Annotated in this window: 26 protein-coding genes; 20 read left to right on the plus strand and 6 right to left on the minus strand. The window is 72.6% G+C overall.

Features of this window, described 5'->3' with window-relative positions; translation table 11 throughout:
- Positions 1-48 precede the first annotated feature (48 nt).
- The 11 genes from AC6EXY_RS14910 (at position 49) to AC6EXY_RS14960 (ending at position 11,011) form a co-directional block, all read left to right on the plus strand.
- Positions 49-615 (plus strand): hypothetical protein, encoded by a 567-nt coding sequence (locus AC6EXY_RS14910; protein ID WP_499817228.1) that lies wholly within the window; start codon positions 49-51, stop codon positions 613-615.
- A 129-nt stretch (positions 616-744) separates the two neighbouring features.
- Positions 745-2,421 carry a hypothetical protein gene (locus AC6EXY_RS14915; RefSeq protein ID WP_499817227.1) on the plus strand — a complete coding sequence of 559 codons (1,677 nt, stop codon included), beginning with the start codon at positions 745-747 and terminating at the stop codon, positions 2,419-2,421.
- Positions 2,422-3,158: 737 nt separating this feature from the next.
- Positions 3,159-3,440, plus strand: coding sequence for a hypothetical protein (locus tag AC6EXY_RS14920; protein WP_499817226.1), 282 nt, complete (start codon positions 3,159-3,161; stop codon positions 3,438-3,440).
- 2 nt (positions 3,441-3,442) lie between these two features.
- On the plus strand, positions 3,443-4,096 hold the full coding sequence (locus AC6EXY_RS14925) for a hypothetical protein (RefSeq protein WP_499817225.1): 654 nt from the start codon (positions 3,443-3,445) through the stop codon (positions 4,094-4,096).
- On the plus strand, positions 4,089-4,652 hold the full coding sequence (locus tag AC6EXY_RS14930) for a hypothetical protein (protein ID WP_499817224.1): 564 nt from the start codon (positions 4,089-4,091) through the stop codon (positions 4,650-4,652). The genes AC6EXY_RS14925 and AC6EXY_RS14930 overlap by 8 nt, the downstream gene beginning before the upstream one ends.
- Before the next feature lie 2 nt (positions 4,653-4,654).
- Positions 4,655-5,593, plus strand: a complete 939-nt coding sequence (locus tag AC6EXY_RS14935; protein WP_499817223.1) for a hypothetical protein — start codon at positions 4,655-4,657, stop codon at positions 5,591-5,593.
- Between the two features lie 919 nt (positions 5,594-6,512).
- Positions 6,513-6,854: a histone-like nucleoid-structuring protein Lsr2 gene (locus tag AC6EXY_RS14940; protein ID WP_499817222.1), complete on the plus strand. Its 342-nt coding sequence runs from the start codon at positions 6,513-6,515 to the stop codon at positions 6,852-6,854.
- A 226-nt stretch (positions 6,855-7,080) separates the two neighbouring features.
- Entirely contained in the window at positions 7,081-7,278 is a 198-nt protein-coding gene (locus tag AC6EXY_RS14945) for a hypothetical protein (protein ID WP_499817221.1), read from the plus strand.
- A 3-nt stretch (positions 7,279-7,281) separates the two neighbouring features.
- Complete coding sequence (locus AC6EXY_RS14950; RefSeq protein WP_499817220.1) at positions 7,282-8,295, plus strand: DUF2637 domain-containing protein; 1,014 nt, start codon at positions 7,282-7,284, stop codon at positions 8,293-8,295.
- The gene (locus AC6EXY_RS14955) at positions 8,292-8,966 is read left to right on the plus strand and encodes a hypothetical protein (RefSeq protein ID WP_499817219.1); all 675 of its coding nucleotides are present in this window, start codon (positions 8,292-8,294) and stop codon (positions 8,964-8,966) included. Before AC6EXY_RS14950 ends, AC6EXY_RS14955 begins: the two co-directional genes overlap by 4 nt.
- Positions 8,963-11,011 carry a hypothetical protein gene (locus AC6EXY_RS14960; RefSeq protein ID WP_499817218.1) on the plus strand — a complete coding sequence of 683 codons (2,049 nt, stop codon included), beginning with the start codon at positions 8,963-8,965 and terminating at the stop codon, positions 11,009-11,011. Before AC6EXY_RS14955 ends, AC6EXY_RS14960 begins: the two co-directional genes overlap by 4 nt.
- Positions 11,012-11,065: 54 nt before the next feature.
- Here AC6EXY_RS14960 and AC6EXY_RS14965 read toward each other — a convergent pair whose 3' ends face one another.
- The 6 genes from AC6EXY_RS14965 to AC6EXY_RS14990 form a co-directional block, all read right to left on the minus strand.
- Positions 11,066-11,782, minus strand: coding sequence for a hypothetical protein (locus AC6EXY_RS14965; protein ID WP_499817217.1), 717 nt, complete (start codon positions 11,780-11,782; stop codon positions 11,066-11,068).
- A gap of 75 nt (positions 11,783-11,857) precedes the next feature.
- The gene (locus AC6EXY_RS14970) at positions 11,858-12,076 is read right to left on the minus strand and encodes a hypothetical protein (protein ID WP_499817216.1); all 219 of its coding nucleotides are present in this window, start codon (positions 12,074-12,076) and stop codon (positions 11,858-11,860) included.
- A 60-nt stretch (positions 12,077-12,136) separates the two neighbouring features.
- Positions 12,137-12,535, minus strand: coding sequence for a hypothetical protein (locus AC6EXY_RS14975; protein ID WP_499817215.1), 399 nt, complete (start codon positions 12,533-12,535; stop codon positions 12,137-12,139).
- 80 nt (positions 12,536-12,615) lie between these two features.
- Entirely contained in the window at positions 12,616-12,924 is a 309-nt protein-coding gene (locus AC6EXY_RS14980) for a hypothetical protein (RefSeq protein ID WP_499817214.1), read from the minus strand.
- 77 nt (positions 12,925-13,001) lie between these two features.
- On the minus strand, positions 13,002-13,232 hold the full coding sequence (locus tag AC6EXY_RS14985) for a hypothetical protein (protein ID WP_499817213.1): 231 nt from the start codon (positions 13,230-13,232) through the stop codon (positions 13,002-13,004).
- A 73-nt stretch (positions 13,233-13,305) separates the two neighbouring features.
- Positions 13,306-13,761 carry a hypothetical protein gene (locus AC6EXY_RS14990; protein ID WP_499817212.1) on the minus strand — a complete coding sequence of 152 codons (456 nt, stop codon included), beginning with the start codon at positions 13,759-13,761 and terminating at the stop codon, positions 13,306-13,308.
- A 517-nt stretch (positions 13,762-14,278) separates the two neighbouring features.
- On the opposite strand from AC6EXY_RS14990, the gene AC6EXY_RS14995 reads away from it, so the two are divergent.
- From AC6EXY_RS14995 to AC6EXY_RS15035, 9 genes are all read left to right on the plus strand, one after another.
- Positions 14,279-14,560 (plus strand): hypothetical protein, encoded by a 282-nt coding sequence (locus AC6EXY_RS14995; protein ID WP_499817211.1) that lies wholly within the window; start codon positions 14,279-14,281, stop codon positions 14,558-14,560.
- A gap of 235 nt (positions 14,561-14,795) precedes the next feature.
- Positions 14,796-15,488, plus strand: coding sequence for a hypothetical protein (locus tag AC6EXY_RS15000; protein WP_499817210.1), 693 nt, complete (start codon positions 14,796-14,798; stop codon positions 15,486-15,488).
- Complete coding sequence (locus AC6EXY_RS15005; RefSeq protein ID WP_499817209.1) at positions 15,485-15,766, plus strand: hypothetical protein; 282 nt, start codon at positions 15,485-15,487, stop codon at positions 15,764-15,766. The genes AC6EXY_RS15000 and AC6EXY_RS15005 overlap by 4 nt, the downstream gene beginning before the upstream one ends.
- Positions 15,763-16,008 carry a hypothetical protein gene (locus AC6EXY_RS15010; RefSeq protein WP_499817208.1) on the plus strand — a complete coding sequence of 82 codons (246 nt, stop codon included), beginning with the start codon at positions 15,763-15,765 and terminating at the stop codon, positions 16,006-16,008. The genes AC6EXY_RS15005 and AC6EXY_RS15010 overlap by 4 nt, the downstream gene beginning before the upstream one ends.
- On the plus strand, positions 16,008-16,211 hold the full coding sequence (locus AC6EXY_RS15015; RefSeq protein ID WP_499817207.1) for a hypothetical protein: 204 nt from the start codon (positions 16,008-16,010) through the stop codon (positions 16,209-16,211). The genes AC6EXY_RS15010 and AC6EXY_RS15015 overlap by 1 nt, the downstream gene beginning before the upstream one ends.
- On the plus strand, positions 16,208-17,143 hold the full coding sequence (locus tag AC6EXY_RS15020) for a hypothetical protein (protein ID WP_499817206.1): 936 nt from the start codon (positions 16,208-16,210) through the stop codon (positions 17,141-17,143). The genes AC6EXY_RS15015 and AC6EXY_RS15020 overlap by 4 nt, the downstream gene beginning before the upstream one ends.
- Positions 17,133-17,369, plus strand: a complete 237-nt coding sequence (locus AC6EXY_RS15025) for a hypothetical protein (protein WP_499817205.1) — start codon at positions 17,133-17,135, stop codon at positions 17,367-17,369. The genes AC6EXY_RS15020 and AC6EXY_RS15025 overlap by 11 nt, the downstream gene beginning before the upstream one ends.
- Positions 17,362-18,171 (plus strand): nucleotidyltransferase domain-containing protein, encoded by an 810-nt coding sequence (locus AC6EXY_RS15030; protein WP_499817204.1) that lies wholly within the window; start codon positions 17,362-17,364, stop codon positions 18,169-18,171. The genes AC6EXY_RS15025 and AC6EXY_RS15030 overlap by 8 nt, the downstream gene beginning before the upstream one ends.
- The gene (locus AC6EXY_RS15035) at positions 18,168-18,926 is read left to right on the plus strand and encodes a tRNA(His) guanylyltransferase Thg1 family protein (protein WP_499817203.1); all 759 of its coding nucleotides are present in this window, start codon (positions 18,168-18,170) and stop codon (positions 18,924-18,926) included. Before AC6EXY_RS15030 ends, AC6EXY_RS15035 begins: the two co-directional genes overlap by 4 nt.
- Positions 18,927-18,935 lie beyond the last annotated feature (9 nt).

Here is an 18,935-nt window from a genome sequence, read left to right on the forward strand (position 1 = left end):
CCGTCACGGGCCTGCGGGCAGGCATCCCCCACCAAGAACAGGACGATCATGATCGAGGACACCACCAAGCGCGATCCGCTGCTTCACCTGCTCGGCGCTGAGGCCGAGGGCCCCTCCGGCTACATCGAGAACATGGAGGCCGACGGCGGCCGGCAGCTCGCCGCCTCCGACCTCCTGCCCACCGACCTCTCCCCGGCCGACGAGACCGCGTGGACCGCGCTCGGGTTCACCCTCGGCGCCCCGGTCGAGGGTGACCCCCTGTTCCGCCACGCCACCCTGCCGGAGGGCTGGACCCGCCGCTCCCACCAGGATCCGCGCGGCTCGGACATCCTCGACGCCCGCGGCATCCCCCGGGTGTCGATCTTCTACAAGGCGGCGTTCTACGACCGTCGGGCCAACGCGAGCATCGTCAACGTCGGTTCCGTCGTCGCGAACACCGCGATCTACGACGACGGCGACTACTCGATCCCCTGGGGTCCGCTGACCGCCGACGAAGCGGCGACGGCCCGGCGGGTGCTCGGTCACTACGTCGAGAAGGCCGCCGCCTATCCGGACATCTACGGCCACCGCCTCCCCCGCGTGCAGGCGCTGCGCGACTCGGTGCCGTCCACCTGAGACCGGCCGTCCGGCCTGGCCCTGTCTCCCCGGGCCGGACGGCCACCCCCGGTTCTGTTCCACCGTCTCCCGACCTCGTTCCCCCGGGTCGGGCGGCGGCGGTACAGACCCGACCCGAAAGAGGCCACGGTGAAACGATCAACATTCGAGGGGAGGACCCTCGTCTACAAGTACGCCGCTCCCGCACGGTGGGACGGCGCCCGCGTCGACCTGACCGAACACGCGACCGGCCATCTCCGCCTCGCCCACGAGCTGAGAAACCGGCTGGTCGAGCTGTGGCGCGCCCACGAGGACGCGAAGGCGACGCTGTGGCTCACCCGCCCGGAAGTCGCCGAAGCAGCCGCCTACCTGGAGGACACCGAGCGGACCCTCGAGAAACTCGCCGAGGAGATACGGCAGGCGAAACGCCGCCGCCAGAAGATCCCCCCGCCGCTGGCCGCCGCCGCGAAAGACGCGAGGGCCCGCCGCCGGGACCTGAAGGCTGACCACAAGGCTGCCCGCGGCGCCGCCCTCGAGATGCTCGGCCCGGAGTTCTCCCGGGTCCTCGGCGAGCATGTCGCGGCGAAGAAGGCGCTGTACGCCGAGTATGTCCAGCAGGGTGACCTGTACTGGCCGACGTTCAACGTCGTGCTCCGGGACATGGACACCGCCGCCCGTAAGATCGTCGCGGACCGGACCGCGGGACGGCCAGCGCAGCTGCGGTTCGCCCGCTGGGACGGCACCGGCCGGCTCGCCGTGCAGCTCCAGCGGGAAGCCGCCGACCCGCCGCCCACCCCCGAGGCGATCGAAGGTGGCCTGTCGAAGTGGCGGAACCACCTACGCATCAGCCCCGTCCCGGCGCCGGGGAACGCCCGGCCAGGTCAGCGCACCGACCGGATGCGCCTGGTGTCCCTGCGAGTCGGCAGCGCCGACCGTGAGCCGATCTGGCAGCACGTACCGGTGGTCTGGCACCGCGACCTGCCCGCCGACGCCGAAATCAAAGCGGTGGTGCTGGTCCGCCAGCGGACCGCAGGCACCCACCGGCTGGCGGTCTGCATCACGATCCGCCTCCCCTCACCCGCCCAGACCGGCCGCCAAGGCGTCGCCGAGCTCACCGCCGGGTTGCGGGTGGACGCCGACGGGTCGGCGCTGGTCGCCGAGTGGACCGGCCAGCCCGACCATCCCATCGCCGTACCCGCCCATCTGAAGGAGATGGTCACCGCCGGGGAGGACGGCGGGCAGGTACGCATCCCCGCCGTCTGGTTCACCGGCGGGACCACCTTCGGTCAGACCCGGGTTGATGACCTCGGCGCGATCCGCGCGCAGGAAATGGAACGGCTCCGCCGCGACCTCCTCGCCGACCCCTGGTGGGACGAGGACATCGCCCAGGTCCTCGACGTGACGAAAGCCGACATCACCCGCTGGCGGTCCCCCGCCCGCTTCGCGGCCCTCTCCCTGAAAGCCCGCACCTCGACCGATGTGCCGGCGGGTATCCGCCTGATGCTGGAAAAGTGGCGGGTACAGGACCGGCACCTGTGGGAATGGCAGGGCCACCAGGGAAAACGCGTCGCTCAACGCCGCCGGGACCTGTACCGCAACGTCGCCGCGATCCTCGTCTCCAGCTACGGACGGATCGGCATCGTCGAGGCTCCCACCGACCCGCCGGCCGACGATGACGAGGCGGCCAGGCGCGCCTGGTACGGGAAGGCAGCGGCGGTCGGCGAACTGACCGCAGCGGTCCGGGCCGCAGCGGCCCGCGACGGCATCCCCATCGGTGGGGACAGCTCGGAACCCGAAGCGTCCGGCGACACGCCGGGACCTTCCTAACCGCAAACCTGTACAGAACCGAATTTCCGGCCGTTGGGTCGGCTGTTCGTTGACAACTTCATCGGCAACGACCCTTCTCGGGCAGGGTGGTTACGCCTTTCCAGAGGCTTCGTATCTGGCAACGAGGCCGGTGGATGGCGGTAGTCGGCCGCCTCGGCGGCAGTTACGCCTTTCCAGGGGCTTCATACCTGGCAACATCGTACCTGCGCCTCTTCCCGCAGATGCCGATCCAGTGGTTACGCCTTTCCAGGGGCCTCATACCTGGCAGCTATCCGGAGGGGGTGCCAGCACACGCCGGCACTGGTGCGCGGTTATGCCTTTCCAGGGGCTTCGTATCTGGCAACGTCGCGCATCCTGGCGCGCCACTCGTCGTGCAGGTGATCACGCCTTTCCGGAGGCCTCATATCCGGCAACTTCGGCTGGGCTGTGGACGAGGAGAAGATCGACACGTGGTTACGCTTTTCCGGAGGCCTGATATCCGGAAACCAAAAGGGCCTCCAACTCGGAAGCCATGACGCCTTCCCGGTGGCTTCGTAGCCGGTGACCTCGAACTGGACTGGGCTCCCCTGGACTGGGCTCCCACTGAAAGGACCGCCCGTGCGCGCTCGCATCCGCCGTACCGCCCGGCCGCGCGGGTCACGTCGCCCGAAGTGCCGGCCGGGCTCTGGCCGACATCGCCGACGACCTGCTCGACCTCGTCACCGACCTGATCATCCGCTGATCGAAAGGACCGGCTTGTGGGACACAGCCCCTCCGCCTACCTCGTCTTCGGCGTCGCCCTCGGCGGCACGCTGGCGCTGACCGTGACCGGCTGCATGGACAAGGCGACCGAGCCGTTCCGGGACGCCCCGCGCGGCGCGTCGAACAACCGGCCCGCGGACACGATGACGTTCCCGGACGGCTTCTCGTCGGTCGCCTCGAAGTGCGACGGCCCGAACCGGGTGTACGTGGCGTTCAAGGGCGACGACAACCGGGCCGCCGTGGCTGTCGTCCCGAACGACCCCCGGTGCTCCGGATGAACATGCGCACCCTAAACCTCAGCGCCGACCCGCCGACTCTCGACGGCCAGCCGATCCCCTACCCGCACGCCTGGGAGATCTCCTCCCGCGGCATCCGGGTGAACGGCGCCCGTCTCTACGGCGTCCGCGCCGTCCACGGCGGCCGGACGATCGAGACCGCAGACCCGGACCCGGATGGCCGCTGCTGCGACCTTCACGGCCGGTGGGGCGCCGACTGCGGATGCACGGTCCCGGCTCCGGCGTCCGCCGCACCCTCCCCGCTGGCGGTCCGTCTCGCCGAGCTCGCCACCCGCTGGGAGCAGGCCGCCGCGGACATGCCCGACACCGCCGGCCCGGCCGCGAGCGCCGCCCGCGCGGCCCGGCGGGCCTGCGCACGCGACCTTCGCAAGGAGCTGGAGGGCCGCTGCCTGCGGCCCGTCGCGGCGCCGTCGCTCGAGGATGCACCCCGGTACGCAATCGCTGAGACCCCGGATGGCCGGGCGACCTGGTGCCACTCACCGACACAGGGCGGTCCCGACTCCCGCCCATGGATGGTGGTGCAGAACGCCGCAGGCCATCCGGTAGAAACGTCAGGCCAAGGGTGGTGGTCCACGGCCGACGTGGCCGCCTTCGGCGCGGTCGTCACCCAGTTGCCGGTGCCCGTGTCCCATGGCTGACCCGGCCCTGTCGGAGGAGCTACGGGCCCGTCTGATCGCCGCTGGCCGCCAGGTGCACCGCACACTCGGCCCGGACGACGATTCCCGCGCGCTCGCCCGCGAGGTCCGCACCGCCGGCCTGTGCGCCCAGATCTGCCCTGTGGCCGAGGGCCCCGACGCAGCCTCTACCGGCTGGCGTCACGACATCTGCGTGCTGGCGCCGGACCACCTCGACCGCCACCGATCGGTGCTGTGGGCCCGGTGGGGGCTGGACTGGCATGAGATGCGGGACCGGGCCCTCGCTCTCGCCGACCGTGTCAGGGCGGTCGAGGAGCGCGCCGACGAGCTGGCGGACGAGTTGGTCGGCACCCGCGACGCCCTCGCGCTGGCCACCCGCGACCGGGGGCACTGGCGGGACGCCGTCCACCGGGCGCGAGAGCTGCACGAGCCTCGCGGCGTCAACACGCTGTGCCCGGCATGTTGGGGACCGGGGCCGGTCGTGTCGCCGTGCGCGACCCTGCGCGCGCTCGGCGGCGACACCGATTCCACTACCGTCGCATCCCCCGAGGGGACCTGATCGTGAGCCGTGTCTACTGGCATACCCGTGACGGTGGGGCCGAGCTGAGCGGCGCCGAACGCGGCTGGTGTCACCACCTCGCCGCCGGACTGGCGACGGCCGCGTGGGATCTGACCGGATTCGAGGTCTTGGAACGCCTCGGCCCGATCATGCAAATGATCCCCGAGGTTCCCGAGGGCCGGTACGGCGCGAACTTCCTCCACCGCCAGTTCCGGGCCGCCGTCGAAGCGGACCGCCACGCCCGCGAGCGGAGCCGCGCCGGCGACCACGGGCACTTCGCGAGGTCGGGCGGGATGATCCGCGAGTTCGTCCGCTCCTTCGACACCTCGCTGCGCGTCGAACCGCCGCGGATCGTCGTCGCCGGTCACTCCCTGCGGCTGTCGAGCGTCAACCTGAACACGGCCCTCGTTGCCGGCTCCGACCCGATCCGCCTCGCCGCGAAACTCCACGGCTGGTGTGAGCTGCACTGCTGGGTCGATGGCCCCCACCGGGCATGGCTCGCCGACGTTATCGACTCCGGCCGCCAGGCGGGCCTGTACAGGCCGGGCATGGGCTGGGAGAACGTCCAAGTGCTGCTCCGTGCGACGGACACCGGCCCGGTCGTCCTGTCCTACTCGGTCACCGACCAGTTTCCCGGCCCGTTCCAGCATCCCGACGCCCCCGCTTGGCCGGATGGCGTCCCCCGACGGTGGGACGCGCTCACCGCCGAACAGCAGCAGACCCGCGAGGCTTGGGAAGACTCCTGGCGCGAGCTGGATCCCGGCGAGACGTTCGACGCCGGGATGGTCTGGCTGCGGGCCGAACAGCCGTGGGCGCAGATCACCCCGGACAACCTCGCGACCGCGTCATTCGGCCCACCGGTGACGGTGTACGACCTGTTCGCTGGCGACCGCGACGAGCGTGTCGCGCGGGCCATCGTCCGGGAGAGCGAACCCGAATAGTCCAGCCGGGCGGCGGCTTCTCTTCCTGCTGCCGTCCGGTGCCGGCGGGGTCTGCGTTCTAGGGACCGCGCCCCGCCTGGGTGGCGGCGTCGGGGTGGTGCCCGCCGCCGCCACCCACCGACATGCAGCGCCGGGCGTCCGCGCCCGGCGAGGATCACAACGTCATCAGCTCGACGACGCGGGCGGCCACGACGGGCTCTGGGGCGGACCGGGCGAGATCCAGCGGGATCTCCCCGTCGAGCAGTAGACGCACAGCGGCAGCGTAGAACGCCGAACGGCCCCCGCCCAGGAATCCACCCCCGGGCGAGGGCCGTTCGGCCGTTCTGGGACCGCTCAGGCGGCGGCACCGGCAGCCGGTAGACCACCGTCCTGACATCCACCGCCGGAGCGGACGGAAGGGCCGGGTAGACAGCCGGCCCCGTCGGCGAGCCGAGGCGGAGTCGCAGCCACTCCCCCGGCCGTACCTCGGCTGCTGGCACGCAGACGTTCCCGTCCCGCCACAGGTACATGCCACGGTCGGCGCCCACCCGAATCTCGTAGCCCCGAGTCGTCGCGACAACGAGAGATCCTCCCGCCGTGGTTGGGCCCGGATTCCGCTTTCCCTCGGCCGTCGGCTGGCGGTCCATGCAGCCCCCTCGAACGAAGATGCCAGTGACGCTATTTCGTCTAATCTACCATCTCGTAGATCAAGTCTGCCACTCTCCGTAGCCGGATCCGGTGGCCGGACATCCGGACATCCGCCCACCCAACGCGCAGGCACGCGCGTGCACACAGGCGATCCGGACGTCCGCCCGGACAACCCCGGACATCACCCACCGTCACATCCCTCCCGGCGGGGGAGGGGATCCCGATCTACGAAATGGTCGGATCGGCGATAGGGTGACGACACCAATCCCGCCCTCGGCGAAAGCGAGCCCCCATGGCCCAGAAGACCGTCGTCCGCCTGGTCTGCGACATCACCGGCGAGGAGGCCGCCGAGACGGTCCGATTCAGCCTCGACGGCGCTCTGTACGAGATCGACCTGATCGGCCCGAAAGCCGACGAACTCCGCGGCGTGCTGGCCCCGTTCATCACCGCCGGCCGCCGGCAGGGCGCGACGCCGGCCCGACGTCGCAGGGGTGGCGCGACCGCGCCGAGGGCGACCAGCGGCACGGCGGACGCCCGCGAGTGGGCCCGGGCGAACGGATTCGAGGTGTCCGACCGGGGCCGGATCTCCCGGGAGATCCTCACTCAGTACGAGGCGGCACAGACCCCCGCCTGACGGATTGGCCGGATCGCGGTATCTACGAATTGGTAGCCGCGTTATCATCGGGCGGCGCACCGGACTGGTGCGCCGCCCGACACGGTGACTCCAACACCGGGCCGGACGACGACTTGCACGTGTCCTAACGGGAGGACCGCGCCGTGCAGCATTCTGCCGTGCCCACGCATACGCGCACCGGGTTGGGCGCACCGAGCCTGACCGTTATCCGTCCGGCGGCCGTCTGATGGATATCCACGACGGCTACACCATCATCGGCCTGATCGTCAGCGGAACCTGCCTCTCGCTGCTGCGCTGGTACGCCGGCTCGTTCAAGGACGCGCTCATCCAGGCGGGGATCTCCGCCCTGTGGCTCGGGACGCTGCTGATACTCCCGATGGGGCACCCGACGTTCGCGTTCATCGCGTCTCTCCGGGTCGGCTGAGCCGTGGCCGCCGTATCCCCGCGCACCCGTGACCAGGCCTACCCTTGGGCGGTCGTCGCCGGCACCCTCGCCCTGTCCATGGCCGGAAACGCCATCCACGCCCTAACCGCCCACGGACCGACCGTCAGCGACGACACCGCAGGCGTCGCCGCGCTGGTCCCACCCGCCTTGGCTGCGGTCGCCCTGCACGGCCTGCTGCGCGTCTGGCGCCGTCAGACCCCCGGCCCGGCCCGCAACGCGGTCATGGGCCTCGTCGTCGCCGTTTTCGGGATGGCGTTCACCCTGTCGTTCGCCGGCCTGCACGCCCTCGCCCTAGCCGTCGGCATCTCCCCGACGCTGGCCCCACTCGGCCCGCTCATCGTGGACGTGACGACCGTGTACGCGGTGGCAGACGCGATGCTGCTGCACCGCGAACCCCCGGTGATGGTCGAGGGCCCTCGGCCGGGCGCGCAGGTGCGCGAACCCTCGCAGGAGCCGCTCGACGGCGTGCCGCCGGAGTCGGCACCCATGCGCGACGTCGCGCAGGAGGTGCGCGACGAGTCGACCGACCCGCGCGAGCCCGCGCAGGAGACTGCACCGGCCGCGCACCTGGACGACGAACCCGCGCGCATCGCGCAGGACGACCGCGCGGACGCCGCGCACGTCGAGGACCCGTTCGCGCACATCGCGGGCGACCTCGCGCACCTCGATGTCGACCTCGCGCACCTGCGCGAGCCCTCGCGCGCCGCGCCGGACATGCCCGCGCAGGGCCGCGCAGTCGAGTTCACCGCCCCGCCGGCACTCGACGAGCTGGACGTCGCCGACGACGAGTCGGCCGCGCCAGTCGATGACCTAGCCGTCCGCCGCGCCCGCCGCGAGCCGGCCGCCGCCGACACTCCTCGCGCGACCGTCGAGGCGATGCTCCGCGCCGGGCGGCCGGTGTCTCCCCGCGCGCTCGCGCGGGAGCTCGGGGCGGCCGAGTCGACGATCCGCGGCTGGGTGGCCGCCTGGCCCGGCCCGGCCACGGAGTCCGGATGATCCGCGTCGCCGCAATCCTGATCGGCGCGCTGGTTCTCCTCCACTCGCTCGACGGCCCGACGCCCCGCCGCGCACCTGCGCGCGCGGGGCGTTCCCGTCCGCGCGGCGGCCGCGCGGCGCTGCGCGACTCCCGCGCGATAGTCACGGGCGCCGCGCGGGAGTGGCGCGCGGCCACCCCGGCGGGCCGACGCTGGCGTGCGCGCCGGCTCGCCGGGAACACCGCCCGCGCGCTGCTCTGGCCATCCGCTCGCGCAGCCGCCGCGCAGCCGCCGCGCGGACCGCGCGTCGACCTCACTCATCCCGCGCGCCGCCGCGCACCCGCCGCGTACCCGCCGCGCACATCCCATCCCGCCGCGCGTGGACCGCGCACCACACAGTTCGGAGGAAGTATGCAACTCGCCAAGCTCGCCGCCGCCGCACAGGCTGCCGCAGCGGAGATGGGCATGCCGGACGGCGGCCTGCCAGGCGTCCCCGAGCAGGCCCGCGCATGGGCTGCCGCTCTGGATGCGGTCGCCGCAGGCTACATGGACTGGATACTCGGACTGGTCGACGACATGGGCCTCAACCCGGCGCCGTTGCGGACGTTCCTCACTGTCGCTGACGAGCTCACGGCGCTGGGACCCGCGGTCGTCGCAGATGCCGACCTCCTCCAGAAAGCAATGGGGCGATGAGCAGCCCGCGCGGCCAGCGCGCAGCGGAGCGCGACCTACGTCGCGCGCTGGCCGCGCAACGCCGCGCGGACCCGCGCGACCATCGCGCTGCCCGCGATATGCGCCGCGCGCAGGCCGCGCAGCGTCGAGCGGCCGCGCGCGAACGCGCCGCGCGGCCGCGCGCACGTCCTGACCGTTCGCGCACCGTTGCCCGCGCGACGCGCGACCAGACCGCGCAGGAACCGCGCGAGCGTCGCGCACCCTCCGCGCGAGCCCTGCGCGAACCGCGCACCCGCCGCGCAGGCAACCCGCTGCGCCGCGCACGCCGCGCGGCCTACCGCACCCGCCACGCGCTCGCCCCGGCTTGGTGCGCGGTCGGCGTCGCCCTCGTGGCGTGGGGCCTGCGCGGCCTGCTGCCTGCCTGGCTCGCCGTGTGCGCGGTGCTGCTGCTGCTCGCCGTGGCGGATGTGCGGATCGCGCGGGACTCGCGCACCCTGCGCGCGCACCGCGCCGGCGTCCTGCTCGCGGCGGCCGCCGCGGTGTGGGCCTGCTGGGTGGTCGTCGCTGGCCTCACCCTGACCGCTACCGGTGTGCTCGCCGTCGCCACGCTGGGATGCTGGCCGATGTGGTGGCGGTCCCACCGGGTACGCCGCGCCCGCGCGGCCAGCCGGTTCGAGCAGGCATGGGCGTGGGCGGCCGCCGACCTCGGCCTCCGCGCCGAACTCCGCGGCACCATCCCGGGCGAGGTGGACGGCCAGTGGTCGCATCCGGTCGACCTCTGCGGCGACACGGTCGACAAAGTTCGCCGCACCATCGACGACCTGGAGGCGGTCCCCGGGCTGCATCTCCGCCGCGGCGCGCTGCGCGTCGAAGAGGTGCCCGCGGACGCCTCCCGTGCGGTGCTCCACGTCGTCGCCGTCGACCCGCTCGCCCCCGTACACGTGGACACGCAGGGACGGGACGCAGGCATCCCCATGCCCGACCCGAACCCGAACCTCCTCGCCGCCGATCCGTGGCCCGTCGGTCTCTACGAAGACGGCGCGCTGATCGAACTGCACCTCGGGCAGCACATCCTCGTCATCTCCGGCACCGGCGGCGGGAAAGGCGTGTTCGCGAACTCGCTTATCGCCCAGGCGGCCGGCCGCGAGGACGTCGCGGTGTGGGGGATCGATTTCAAGGGCGGCCGTCTCGTCGCCCGCTGGGGCCGATGCATCCGCCGCGCTGTCACCAACGCCGCCGGCTACGACGCCGGCATCGTGGCCGCACGCGAGCAGCTCCACGACGCCCTGAACGAGGTGGACCGCCGTGCCGTCGCCGGGGCGCCGTCGGGTCTCGACGGCCATGTCGCCACGGCAGAGCACCCGCACATCCTGTACGTCATGGACGAGGTAGAACGGCTTCTCGACGACCCGGAGTGCCTCGACCTGGTCCTCCAGCTCACGGACGTTGCCCGTTCCGAGGCCATCACCTTGGTCCTGATGGTCAAGAAGGTAACCCGCGACGTCATCCGCAACACCCGCCTCCTGACCAACATCCGCACCCGCGTACTCCTCGGCAGCCAGGAGAACCCCGCGGACGCCCACCGCGCGATGCCGCACCTCGGCCACTTCCCCCTCGAATCCCTCGACCTGCCAGGGAAGGCCGTCGTCCGCCTCGACGGGCAGACCAGCGTCCGACCTGGCCGCATCTGGAAGCCGTCCGACGGGCAGATCGCCCGGCTCCGCGCCGCCTACGAGCCGGTCGGGGATGCCCCAACCCCCGAACCCGGGTCCATCCCAGACGGTTTGGAGGTGGTCGGCCCGTTCGTGGCCGCGACCGATCCGTCCGCCCCTGGCCTTCCTCCCGCAGTCCCCATCCCGGAAGGCGCCCCATCGCCGGTATACGCGCTGGAGCTGCTACGCGCAGCCGGCGCGACGGGCATGTCCCGGACGGACCTGATGACGATCGGCCGCTGGCCGGGCTCCAGCACCCTCTACGACCATCTGGCGGAGGTGCGGACAGCCGGTCAGGCGGTCAACGTCCGCCGCCGCTGGTACACCGTCGAGCACGCCCCGGCCGAACGCTGACATGCCGACGCCCCCGGCCCGAGAACGGGACACGGGGGCAACGGACAGGGCTGGTCACTCGGTCGCGAGGCTGATCGTCACCCGCCGCTGCCCGCCGACACCGGCGACGACCGCGACGAGGAACACCAGCCGCAGGTTCTCGTACCACTCGTCGTTGTCGACCTCGTCGTCACCCGGGTACCGGATGCCGCGTGGGATCCGGCTGACCGGGAACGTGCGGCAGATCGTCGGCTGCCCCGGCCCGCGCGGCACCGCGAGGCGCGCCATGTGGAGCACGTCCCAAAGCCGGCCGGACTCGGACTGCCCGACCGTCCCCGTCGCCGTGTCGTCGTCGTCCGTCCACTGCACCGCGTCCCGCCACGCGGCCGGGGTGAGCTGGACCGGCACCGTGAACCGAGCTTCGCGGGCGAGCGCCTTGGGCACGGCGACGGGGACGGTCGGCCGGTCCCCCTCCTCGCGGTGGAGGGTCCACGGCGGGCCGAACACCTCCTCTGCGCCGACCTCACGCAGCCGGTCGACCCACCGGGCGTGTGCGGCCAGCGCGAGCGACTCGTCCGCGTACGGCTCGCTGACGAGGTCCGCGCCGTCGCCGTCGAGCACCACGACCTCGTAGGGGTGCGGGTTCGGCAGCGCCGGGTGTACGGCCAGCCGGACGGCCGACACCCGCAGCATGCCGGCGGTGGTGTCGACCTCGGCCATGGCGATCCGGCGGAGCGGTGTGAACTCGCCCTCGATCTCGACGAGGAGGGCGGCGGCGGTCTGGCGGTCCATAAGGATGATCTCCTTCGGGTGGGGATGGGATTGGGGAGCGCAGGCCGCCCCGACGGGGACCGGCTGGCAGGTGGATCAGCGGTCGGCCGGGGTGACCGACGCCGCCCGGATGTGGCTGAGGTGCTGGCCCGTCCGCCGCCCGTCGGCGTCGAGGAAGGCGAGCTGGTAGCGGGTGCTGCCGTTGCAGCGCAGGCACCAGCAGGCGCCGACGGCGAGGACCTCGGCCGGGCCGTGGCCCGGGGTGTAGCTGCCGGCGTAGACGACGCGGGCGCCGCAGGGGGCGAGGGCGGCCATGGTGGCTCCTTCGGAGGGAAGAAGGGCCGGACGCCCCGGGCAGGGCATCCGGCAGGCGGGTCAGCCCCGTCGGGCGGCGCGCCGCTCGGCATCCGCGCGGTGGTCCCAGATGCTGCGGGCGTAGTCACGTAGGCCCTGAGCGCGGGGGCTGATGTCGGCCGGGTCCAGCTCGGCGGCCATGGCTAGCGCCCGGTCCTCGATGGCGCGCAGCTCGGCGGCGCGACGCGCCTGGGCGAGGGCCTCCCGTCCGCGGGGGGTCAGGACGATCCGGGTCTGCTGGCCGACCGGGAACGCGAACCGCAGGTGACCCGTCGCCTTGAGCCGGTCGATCGTCGCCATGCCCTTGTCCGGCCAGTCGGCCTCGGCGGTGGCGAGGAGCAGGGGCGCTCCGCTCCGGTTGATCTGGTCGATCTCGGCGAGCAGCCCCAGGTCGTCGGTGGTGGGGGTGTCGGTGGTCACGGTCTCTCCTCGGTTGGCGGTGCGGGGCGGCGGGGGTGTGGTGGCCGCCTCCGGGGTGGGGAGGCGGCCGGCGGGATGGATCAGCTCCGGCAGCCGCAGGCGTAGAGGGTGTCGACGACCGCGTAGCCACCGTCGGCGGCCCGGTAGACGTGGGCGAGGTCGAGTGCCGTCCCGTACCGGTGGTCGCCGTCGAACACCGCCACGTCGATGTAGTCGGGGCCCAGCGACTGGCGGTCGCGGATGGTCTCTCGCAGGACGTAGCCGACGGTGGTGTCGAGGCCGTGGGAGTGGGCGGGGTGCTGCCGGAAATCGACGTAGTCGCGGACCGGACGGCCGCCGACGAGGGTTTCGGCGACGGGGGCGATCGGGGCGGCGGCGAGGGTGGTCACGGCGGGCTCCTTCGAGCGGGTGTGGGGATGGGGGTGTGGGGGCCCGGCCGGCGGGCCGCCAGCCGGGCATGGACCCGCTACGCGGATGCCAGCTCGTACCAGAGGTTCGAGTGGACCTGGACGGTCCACCGGCCCTCGCGCTCGGTCGTAAGCCGGGCGAAGTCGTACGTCTGGAGGGCCTCCCAGGCCGCGTCAGGGCTGCATGCCGGCCCGGCGAAGTCGTCGTACTGGTTGAAGATCCGGCAGGTGGTAGCCACGACCTTGATCGTCGCGATCTTGCGGGTGTGGTTGCGGGGAATGGTCGCCATGGCGTTTCCGTCCGATCTGCTGAAGTTGGGAGCGTGGGGCCCGGCCAGCGGCGAGCCGGCCGGGCAGGGCCGGTCAGGCTGCGACGGCGACCAGCGCCGGGGCGGCGACGGCGTGCGCGACGGTGATGCGCAGCGTGGGCGCGCACCGGCGCATCGGGATCTCGCCGAGCCCGTGCTCGCGGAGGATTGCCGCGATGGCGTCGAGGTCCGCGACCAGTCGGTTCGACTCCTCCCGGGCGACCGTCACCCGGCCGTACACGCCGTCGGGGAGGCGGGAGAGCAGCTTCTCGGCCCGGTAGATGCCCCGGCCCCCGGCTCGCTTCGCGTCGGCGGCGGCCTGGTGCACGTCGCCGTGCGCCTCGATGTCGGCGACGGTCGGCATCTCCCCCGGGGTGAATAGCGGCTTGGCCTTCGACTCCTTCGCGGGAGCGGGGATGGCCTCCACGGGGGCCGGCTGAATGGCGGTCAGGACGCGGGTTGCGGCGGCGGCGAGGAGCTGGCGGGCGATGCGGGCGGCGGTGGCGATCATCTTGGTTTCCCCCTTCGGCGCCGGCCCTTCCGGCGTGGCCCTAACTATAGCCATGGGTAGAGCCTCTTGTCTACTCCCATGGGTAGAGGAAAATGGGATCCGTGGACACCGAAGACCTCACCCCCGCCGCCCAAGACGCGCTACGCCGAGCCCAAGACGCCAAGGCGCGCATCGAGAGCGCCGAAGCCATCCGCACCAGGGCCGCCGACGACAGGGCCATCGCAGTTGCCGACTTTGTGGATGCCCTCGGCAGGGGCGGCCGAGGGCAGGCCGCCGCGATCCTGGGCACGAATGTGGCCCGACTCGACGCGCTCCTCGCTCGCGCCCGGAAGCTACGAGACTCACCCGGCGCGCCACGTAAGTCATAGCCATGGGTATAGTGATGGCCATGACGAACGCAGCCACGTCCGCCGAGACGACCACGCTCTACCGGATGTATGACGCCGGCCGACAAGCTGGCCGAGACTCTGAGGCAACTGCCCAGCTAGCCACAGATCGCGCGACAGGGGGAACCGAGATGATCGACCGCGAGGATGTGCGCGACCAGATCGCCGTGTTGCCGGTCCAGGCCCGGCCGGACGGCACCTACCTGATCGACGGCAACCCGGCGCCCGCCGGCCTCAACGCCGTCATCGACGGTCTGATCGGCGACGGCCAGGCCGTGCTCGGCGCCCCCAACCCGGACGGCCTGCGGTGGGTGAGCCTGACCGACGCCGGCGCCGACGCGGCCGGGCTGATCGGCCCGAACGGCGACCACAGGCTGAACACCCTGCACGCCCTCTACGGCACCCGCCGCTGACCCCGCCAACGCGAACGGCCCCACACCGCGACGGGGGGACGCGGGGTGGGGCCGCACGTGCCCTGGCGCGTCGGGTGCAGCTCGCCCGTGCCGCTGACTCACCGGCAGGGCTGCCCAGACCCGGGGGGCAGAGCACTGGAACGGACACCAGCCATGTCGGCGCCGTCCCGACGTCGCCAGGAACAGGGCCATCCTATCTACCAATTCGTCGGTTCGTCGATCGTAGGATCGTGCTGTGCCCCCCACGCCGGTCACCGCCGAACTCGCCCTCTCCCACCTGCTCGGCGAGCTGTACGACGCGTTCAGCGCCGCCGACGCCCCGGGCCGGCTGCCGCTCCTCGACCGGCTCCGCAACGCCTACCTGTTCCAGCTCGACACCGGCGGCGGGAGCCGGGACAGCGGTGGTGGCCGGCGACCGCCAGGCCCACGCCCACCCGGCCGCGACGGGGCGATGCTCGCCCGCGACGAGATCGAGCACGTCGTGGACTGGTGGGCCGCCTACCTCCACCCGGGCGACGCCGTCCTGTCCCGCCTGGACTCGGCCCGCCTGCTGCCCACTCTCGCCGCACAGCAGCCCGGCGACCTCCCCGGCGAGGTGCTCCACGACATCCAATCCGCTCACCGGGTCGCCCTGCTGGTCCTCGGCCTGGAGGAGGCCCCCGGGACGCTCCAGGGAGCCGACGCACCCCGCTGCCTCCACTGCCACAAGCAGCGGATCATGTTCGACCGGCACGCCACCCTCGGCGACGTCTGGTGCGGTAACGCCGGCTGGGATCCGGACGCCTGCCACGACGACACCCGTTGGCCATCCTGCCGTGACCCCGATACAGGGGTCATCACCTGCCGCCGCTCGGCCCGCTCGGTCCGCCACGCCTACCGCTGGGAGCACGCCTCCCTCCACCTCCTCGCCCCGGCCCGGCCGGCATGACCGGCCAGCCGACGCGCTGGGAGCTACTGCCCACCGATGACGACATCCGCCGCAGCATGTCCGCGGCAGGCGCCACCATCGCGCCGTACGTCGCCGCTGCTACCGCCGCCATGCAGGCACTGGGTAGGGCCTACACGGAGCTGGCCGAGCATCTGCGCGCCGCCGGCATCCTCGCCACCCCGGCTACCCGGGGCAGCGCCTCCCCGCGCACCCCCTCCTATCGGGATGACCGTCCCCGCCACGAATCCCCCTACGGGCCGCCCAGGAGGCACCGGTGACCGGCTATGACCTCGCGGCCGACGTTGTCACCCTGACCGTTCCGCGCGCCCTCGCCCGGCAGATCCTCCACGCCTACAACGGCCCCCGAGGAACCCCGCTAGACACGCTGCTCGAAGAGCTGGCCCGGGTCATGCTGATGGCGGGGTTCGATGAAGAGTCGCAGCCGGGCGGGATGGTCGCTCTCGTCGCGCCGAACCTCGCGGAACACCTCCGCGCCCACTTCGACGAGGAACACCGGTGATGCTCGCCGCCGTCCTCGTCTACGCCCTCGCCCGTCGCATCCGTGCGCGCCACGAGCTCGCAGTGGTCCCGGTCGAGGTGTTCCGGGAGCTGTGCCCGGACTGCGGCCACGTCGAGGATCATCCGGTGGCGGGCACTGCTGTGGCACGGATGGCCGTGCACCGCGCCGCCGACCACACCACACCCACCCTGGAGACCCGTTGACCCGCATCCGCACCCAGCGCCCGGCCGCTGACGTCCTCGCCGAGATCGAGGCGACGCTCGACGCGGTGACGACCCCGCCGCCGGACTGGACTGGGTCCGGTACTCGGGCGTACCGCGACGACGACCCGATGTGGCAGATGGACCCCACGGCGGCCCACTGGAACCCGCGCGTCGAGCGGACCGGAGACGACCCGCTCCCGCGGCCGCAGGCGACCGGGTCAACGATCACGTGGGACGACGTGGTCCGCATGTGGAGATCACCGCTTCTCGACCCGCAGCCCGTCCGCTACGAGGCCAGCAACCCGGGCGACCCAACCCGCCGTGCCTCTTTGCGCGGGTTCGCCGCAGACCGCGCCTACTGGGACGAGGCGGCCGATGCGTGGGTGGAGTCAATCGGCGGATGGCAGTCTCCGCCGCCGGTGGCCCGCTACGAACCGGCAGAGCACCTGACCGCCGAGCAGCGGGCCGCCGCCATCCGCCGCATCGTCGAGTCTCGGCCCGTTCTCCCATCGCACCCGCGGCTGTTCCGGGAGGCCGACTCCGTCCGCATGCTCGAAACCCACCAGATCACCGATCGCCTCCCGCCCGTCGTGGTGCTCGCCTTCGACCTGCGGCACTTCCACCGCTGGTGCGACGAGCAGAACCTGCCCCTTGGGTTCCGCTCACGAGAGGTCATCGGCGTCACCGGCACGCCCGACCTGGACCGCCTACGAGGGACGATGCCGCGGGCCGCGATGGTGCTCGACGGCTTCCCCGCGCACCCACAGGCGGGGGCGATCGTTGGGATGGTCGTGGCTCGGCTGGAAGCGGCCGAAGACGCGATTCCGCTATGGCGGCGCGACCTGTTCAACCGGCTCTCCGCCGCCCGCATCGCCCGCCCGTACGTTCCGGATGCCGCCCACCGAACGGAAGGATCTCCCGATGGCCGATGAGCCGACCCCGCTCCGCCCCCGACTAACCGACGAGCAGGTGGTCGCCGAGCTGGTGCGCCTGGCCGACGCCGGCGAGCTCCCCGACCGGCTCGCCGCCCAGCTGAACGGCGCGCTGATTCGCCGCGCCGGACGGCAGGCCCGAACCGCGATGGACCAGCTCAAGGTGGGACTGGAGCAGCTCACGTCCGCGCTCGGCGGCGGGAAGAAGCCGGCCACCAATGGCTGACCCTCGTCCGAACGTCGACTACGGCCCCGGTGAGCTGGCCCGAGCCGGGGAGATCCTCCGCTCCGTCGTCGGTTCGACCGTCCACGGCACCAACCTGGAGGGCCAGGACGACCGCGACGAGATGGGGATCTACATCCCGCCTGCGGATCTGGTCTGCGGCCTGTCCGAGGCGAAGACGCACGTCTGGCGCACCCAGCCGGAAGGCGCCCGCTCTGGACCCGGCGACGTCGACCTGACGATCTACACCCTGCGCCGGTTCCTCAGCCTGGCCGTGGCCGGGAACCCGACGATCCTCGCCCTGTTCTGGGTTCCCGACTCGGCCCTCGTCGTCCGCACCGAGGAAGGCGACCGGCTGCGGGCGCTCGCGCCGACGGTGGTGTCCCGGCAAGCCGGACGCCGGTTCCTCGGCTACCTCAACGCCCAGCTCGACCGGATGGACGGCAGGGGCAAGCAGAACCGGGTACCGAACCGCCCCGAGCTGATCGCCGCGCACGGCTACGACGTGAAGTACGCGGCCCACGCGCTCCGCCTGGGGTTGCAGGGCGTCGAGCTGCTCGCCACCGGCCGCCTCGCGCTCCCGATGGAACCCGCCGACCGGGACCTCGTCCTGTCGGTCCGCCGCGGCGACGTCTCCCAGGACCGCGCCCGTCTGCTGATCGCCGACGCGGCCCTTCGCCTCCGGGAACTGCTCGACAGCCCGGACATCGACCGTCGGTCCCCACTCCCCGCCCGACCGGATCGCGCGGCGGTCGACCGGTACCTCGTCGACGCGCACCGCCGAGCCTGGGAGCGTGCCGCGTGAACCCCGGCACCTTCGAGGCCACGATGCGCGCGGGCGAGTGGTTCCACGACCTGACCGTCCCGCCGGGCATGTGGCCGGTGATCCGGGTTGACGGCCGCGCGTTCACCAAGCTCACCACCGACGCCGGCTACGACAAGCCGTTCGACGCCCAGTTCTCGAGCATCATGATCGAGGTCGCCCGGGAGCTCCTCCAGCAGCTCGGCGGCCTCTACGCGTTCACCGAGTCCGACGAGGTCAGCGTCGTACTCCCGCCGACCACCGACCTGTTCAGCCGCTCGCTCGAGAAGCTGGTCAGCGTCTCCGCCGGCATCGCCACCGCGGCGTTCACCAGCCGCGCGCCCGAGCCCGGTCACTTCGACAGCCGGGTGTGGATCGGCCCCACCCTCGGCGCCGTGGTGGACTACCTGTCGTGGCGGCAGGCGGATGCGATCCGCTGCGGGCTGAACGGCTGGGCCTACTGGACGCTGCGCCGGCATGGCCAGTCGGCGCGCGCCGCTACCTCGACGCTCCGCGGCCTTCGCGCCGACGCGAAACGCCAGCTGCTCGCCGAGCACGGCGTCGACTTCGACGCCCGGCCCGCCTGGGAGCGTCACGGCATCGCCCTCTGGTGGGACCTCTACACCAAGATCGGCCACGACCCTGTCCGCGGCGTCGCTGTGGCCACCGACCGCCGTCGGATCCACGTCGCCCGGGAGCTGACGACCGGCGCCGACTACCGGGAGATCGCAGCCCACGTCATCGGCAGCTCGCTTTGACCGGGACCC

The sequence above is a fragment of the Frankia sp. RB5 genome (assembly GCF_059816245.1).

Excerpts from the sequence above, each read along its gene's own strand:
- AC6EXY_RS14910 (WP_499817228.1), top strand. The coding sequence starts at position 49 with ATGATCGAGGACACCACCAAGCGCGATCCGCTGCTTCACCTGCTCGGC.
- AC6EXY_RS14925 (WP_499817225.1), top strand. The coding sequence starts at position 3,443 with ATGCGCACCCTAAACCTCAGCGCCGACCCGCCGACTCTCGACGGCCAG.
- AC6EXY_RS14930 (WP_499817224.1), top strand. The coding sequence starts at position 4,089 with ATGGCTGACCCGGCCCTGTCGGAGGAGCTACGGGCCCGTCTGATCGCC.
- AC6EXY_RS14940 (WP_499817222.1), top strand. The coding sequence starts at position 6,513 with ATGGCCCAGAAGACCGTCGTCCGCCTGGTCTGCGACATCACCGGCGAG.
- AC6EXY_RS14945 (WP_499817221.1), top strand. The coding sequence starts at position 7,081 with ATGGATATCCACGACGGCTACACCATCATCGGCCTGATCGTCAGCGGA.
- AC6EXY_RS14955 (WP_499817219.1), top strand. The coding sequence starts at position 8,292 with ATGATCCGCGTCGCCGCAATCCTGATCGGCGCGCTGGTTCTCCTCCAC.
- AC6EXY_RS14960 (WP_499817218.1), top strand. The coding sequence starts at position 8,963 with ATGAGCAGCCCGCGCGGCCAGCGCGCAGCGGAGCGCGACCTACGTCGC.
- AC6EXY_RS14965 (WP_499817217.1), bottom strand. The coding sequence starts at position 11,782 with ATGGACCGCCAGACCGCCGCCGCCCTCCTCGTCGAGATCGAGGGCGAG.
- AC6EXY_RS14970 (WP_499817216.1), bottom strand. The coding sequence starts at position 12,076 with ATGGCCGCCCTCGCCCCCTGCGGCGCCCGCGTCGTCTACGCCGGCAGC.
- AC6EXY_RS14985 (WP_499817213.1), bottom strand. The coding sequence starts at position 13,232 with ATGGCGACCATTCCCCGCAACCACACCCGCAAGATCGCGACGATCAAG.
- AC6EXY_RS14990 (WP_499817212.1), bottom strand. The coding sequence starts at position 13,761 with ATGATCGCCACCGCCGCCCGCATCGCCCGCCAGCTCCTCGCCGCCGCC.
- AC6EXY_RS14995 (WP_499817211.1), top strand. The coding sequence starts at position 14,279 with ATGATCGACCGCGAGGATGTGCGCGACCAGATCGCCGTGTTGCCGGTC.
- AC6EXY_RS15005 (WP_499817209.1), top strand. The coding sequence starts at position 15,485 with ATGACCGGCCAGCCGACGCGCTGGGAGCTACTGCCCACCGATGACGAC.
- AC6EXY_RS15015 (WP_499817207.1), top strand. The coding sequence starts at position 16,008 with ATGCTCGCCGCCGTCCTCGTCTACGCCCTCGCCCGTCGCATCCGTGCG.
- AC6EXY_RS15025 (WP_499817205.1), top strand. The coding sequence starts at position 17,133 with ATGGCCGATGAGCCGACCCCGCTCCGCCCCCGACTAACCGACGAGCAG.
- AC6EXY_RS15030 (WP_499817204.1), top strand. The coding sequence starts at position 17,362 with ATGGCTGACCCTCGTCCGAACGTCGACTACGGCCCCGGTGAGCTGGCC.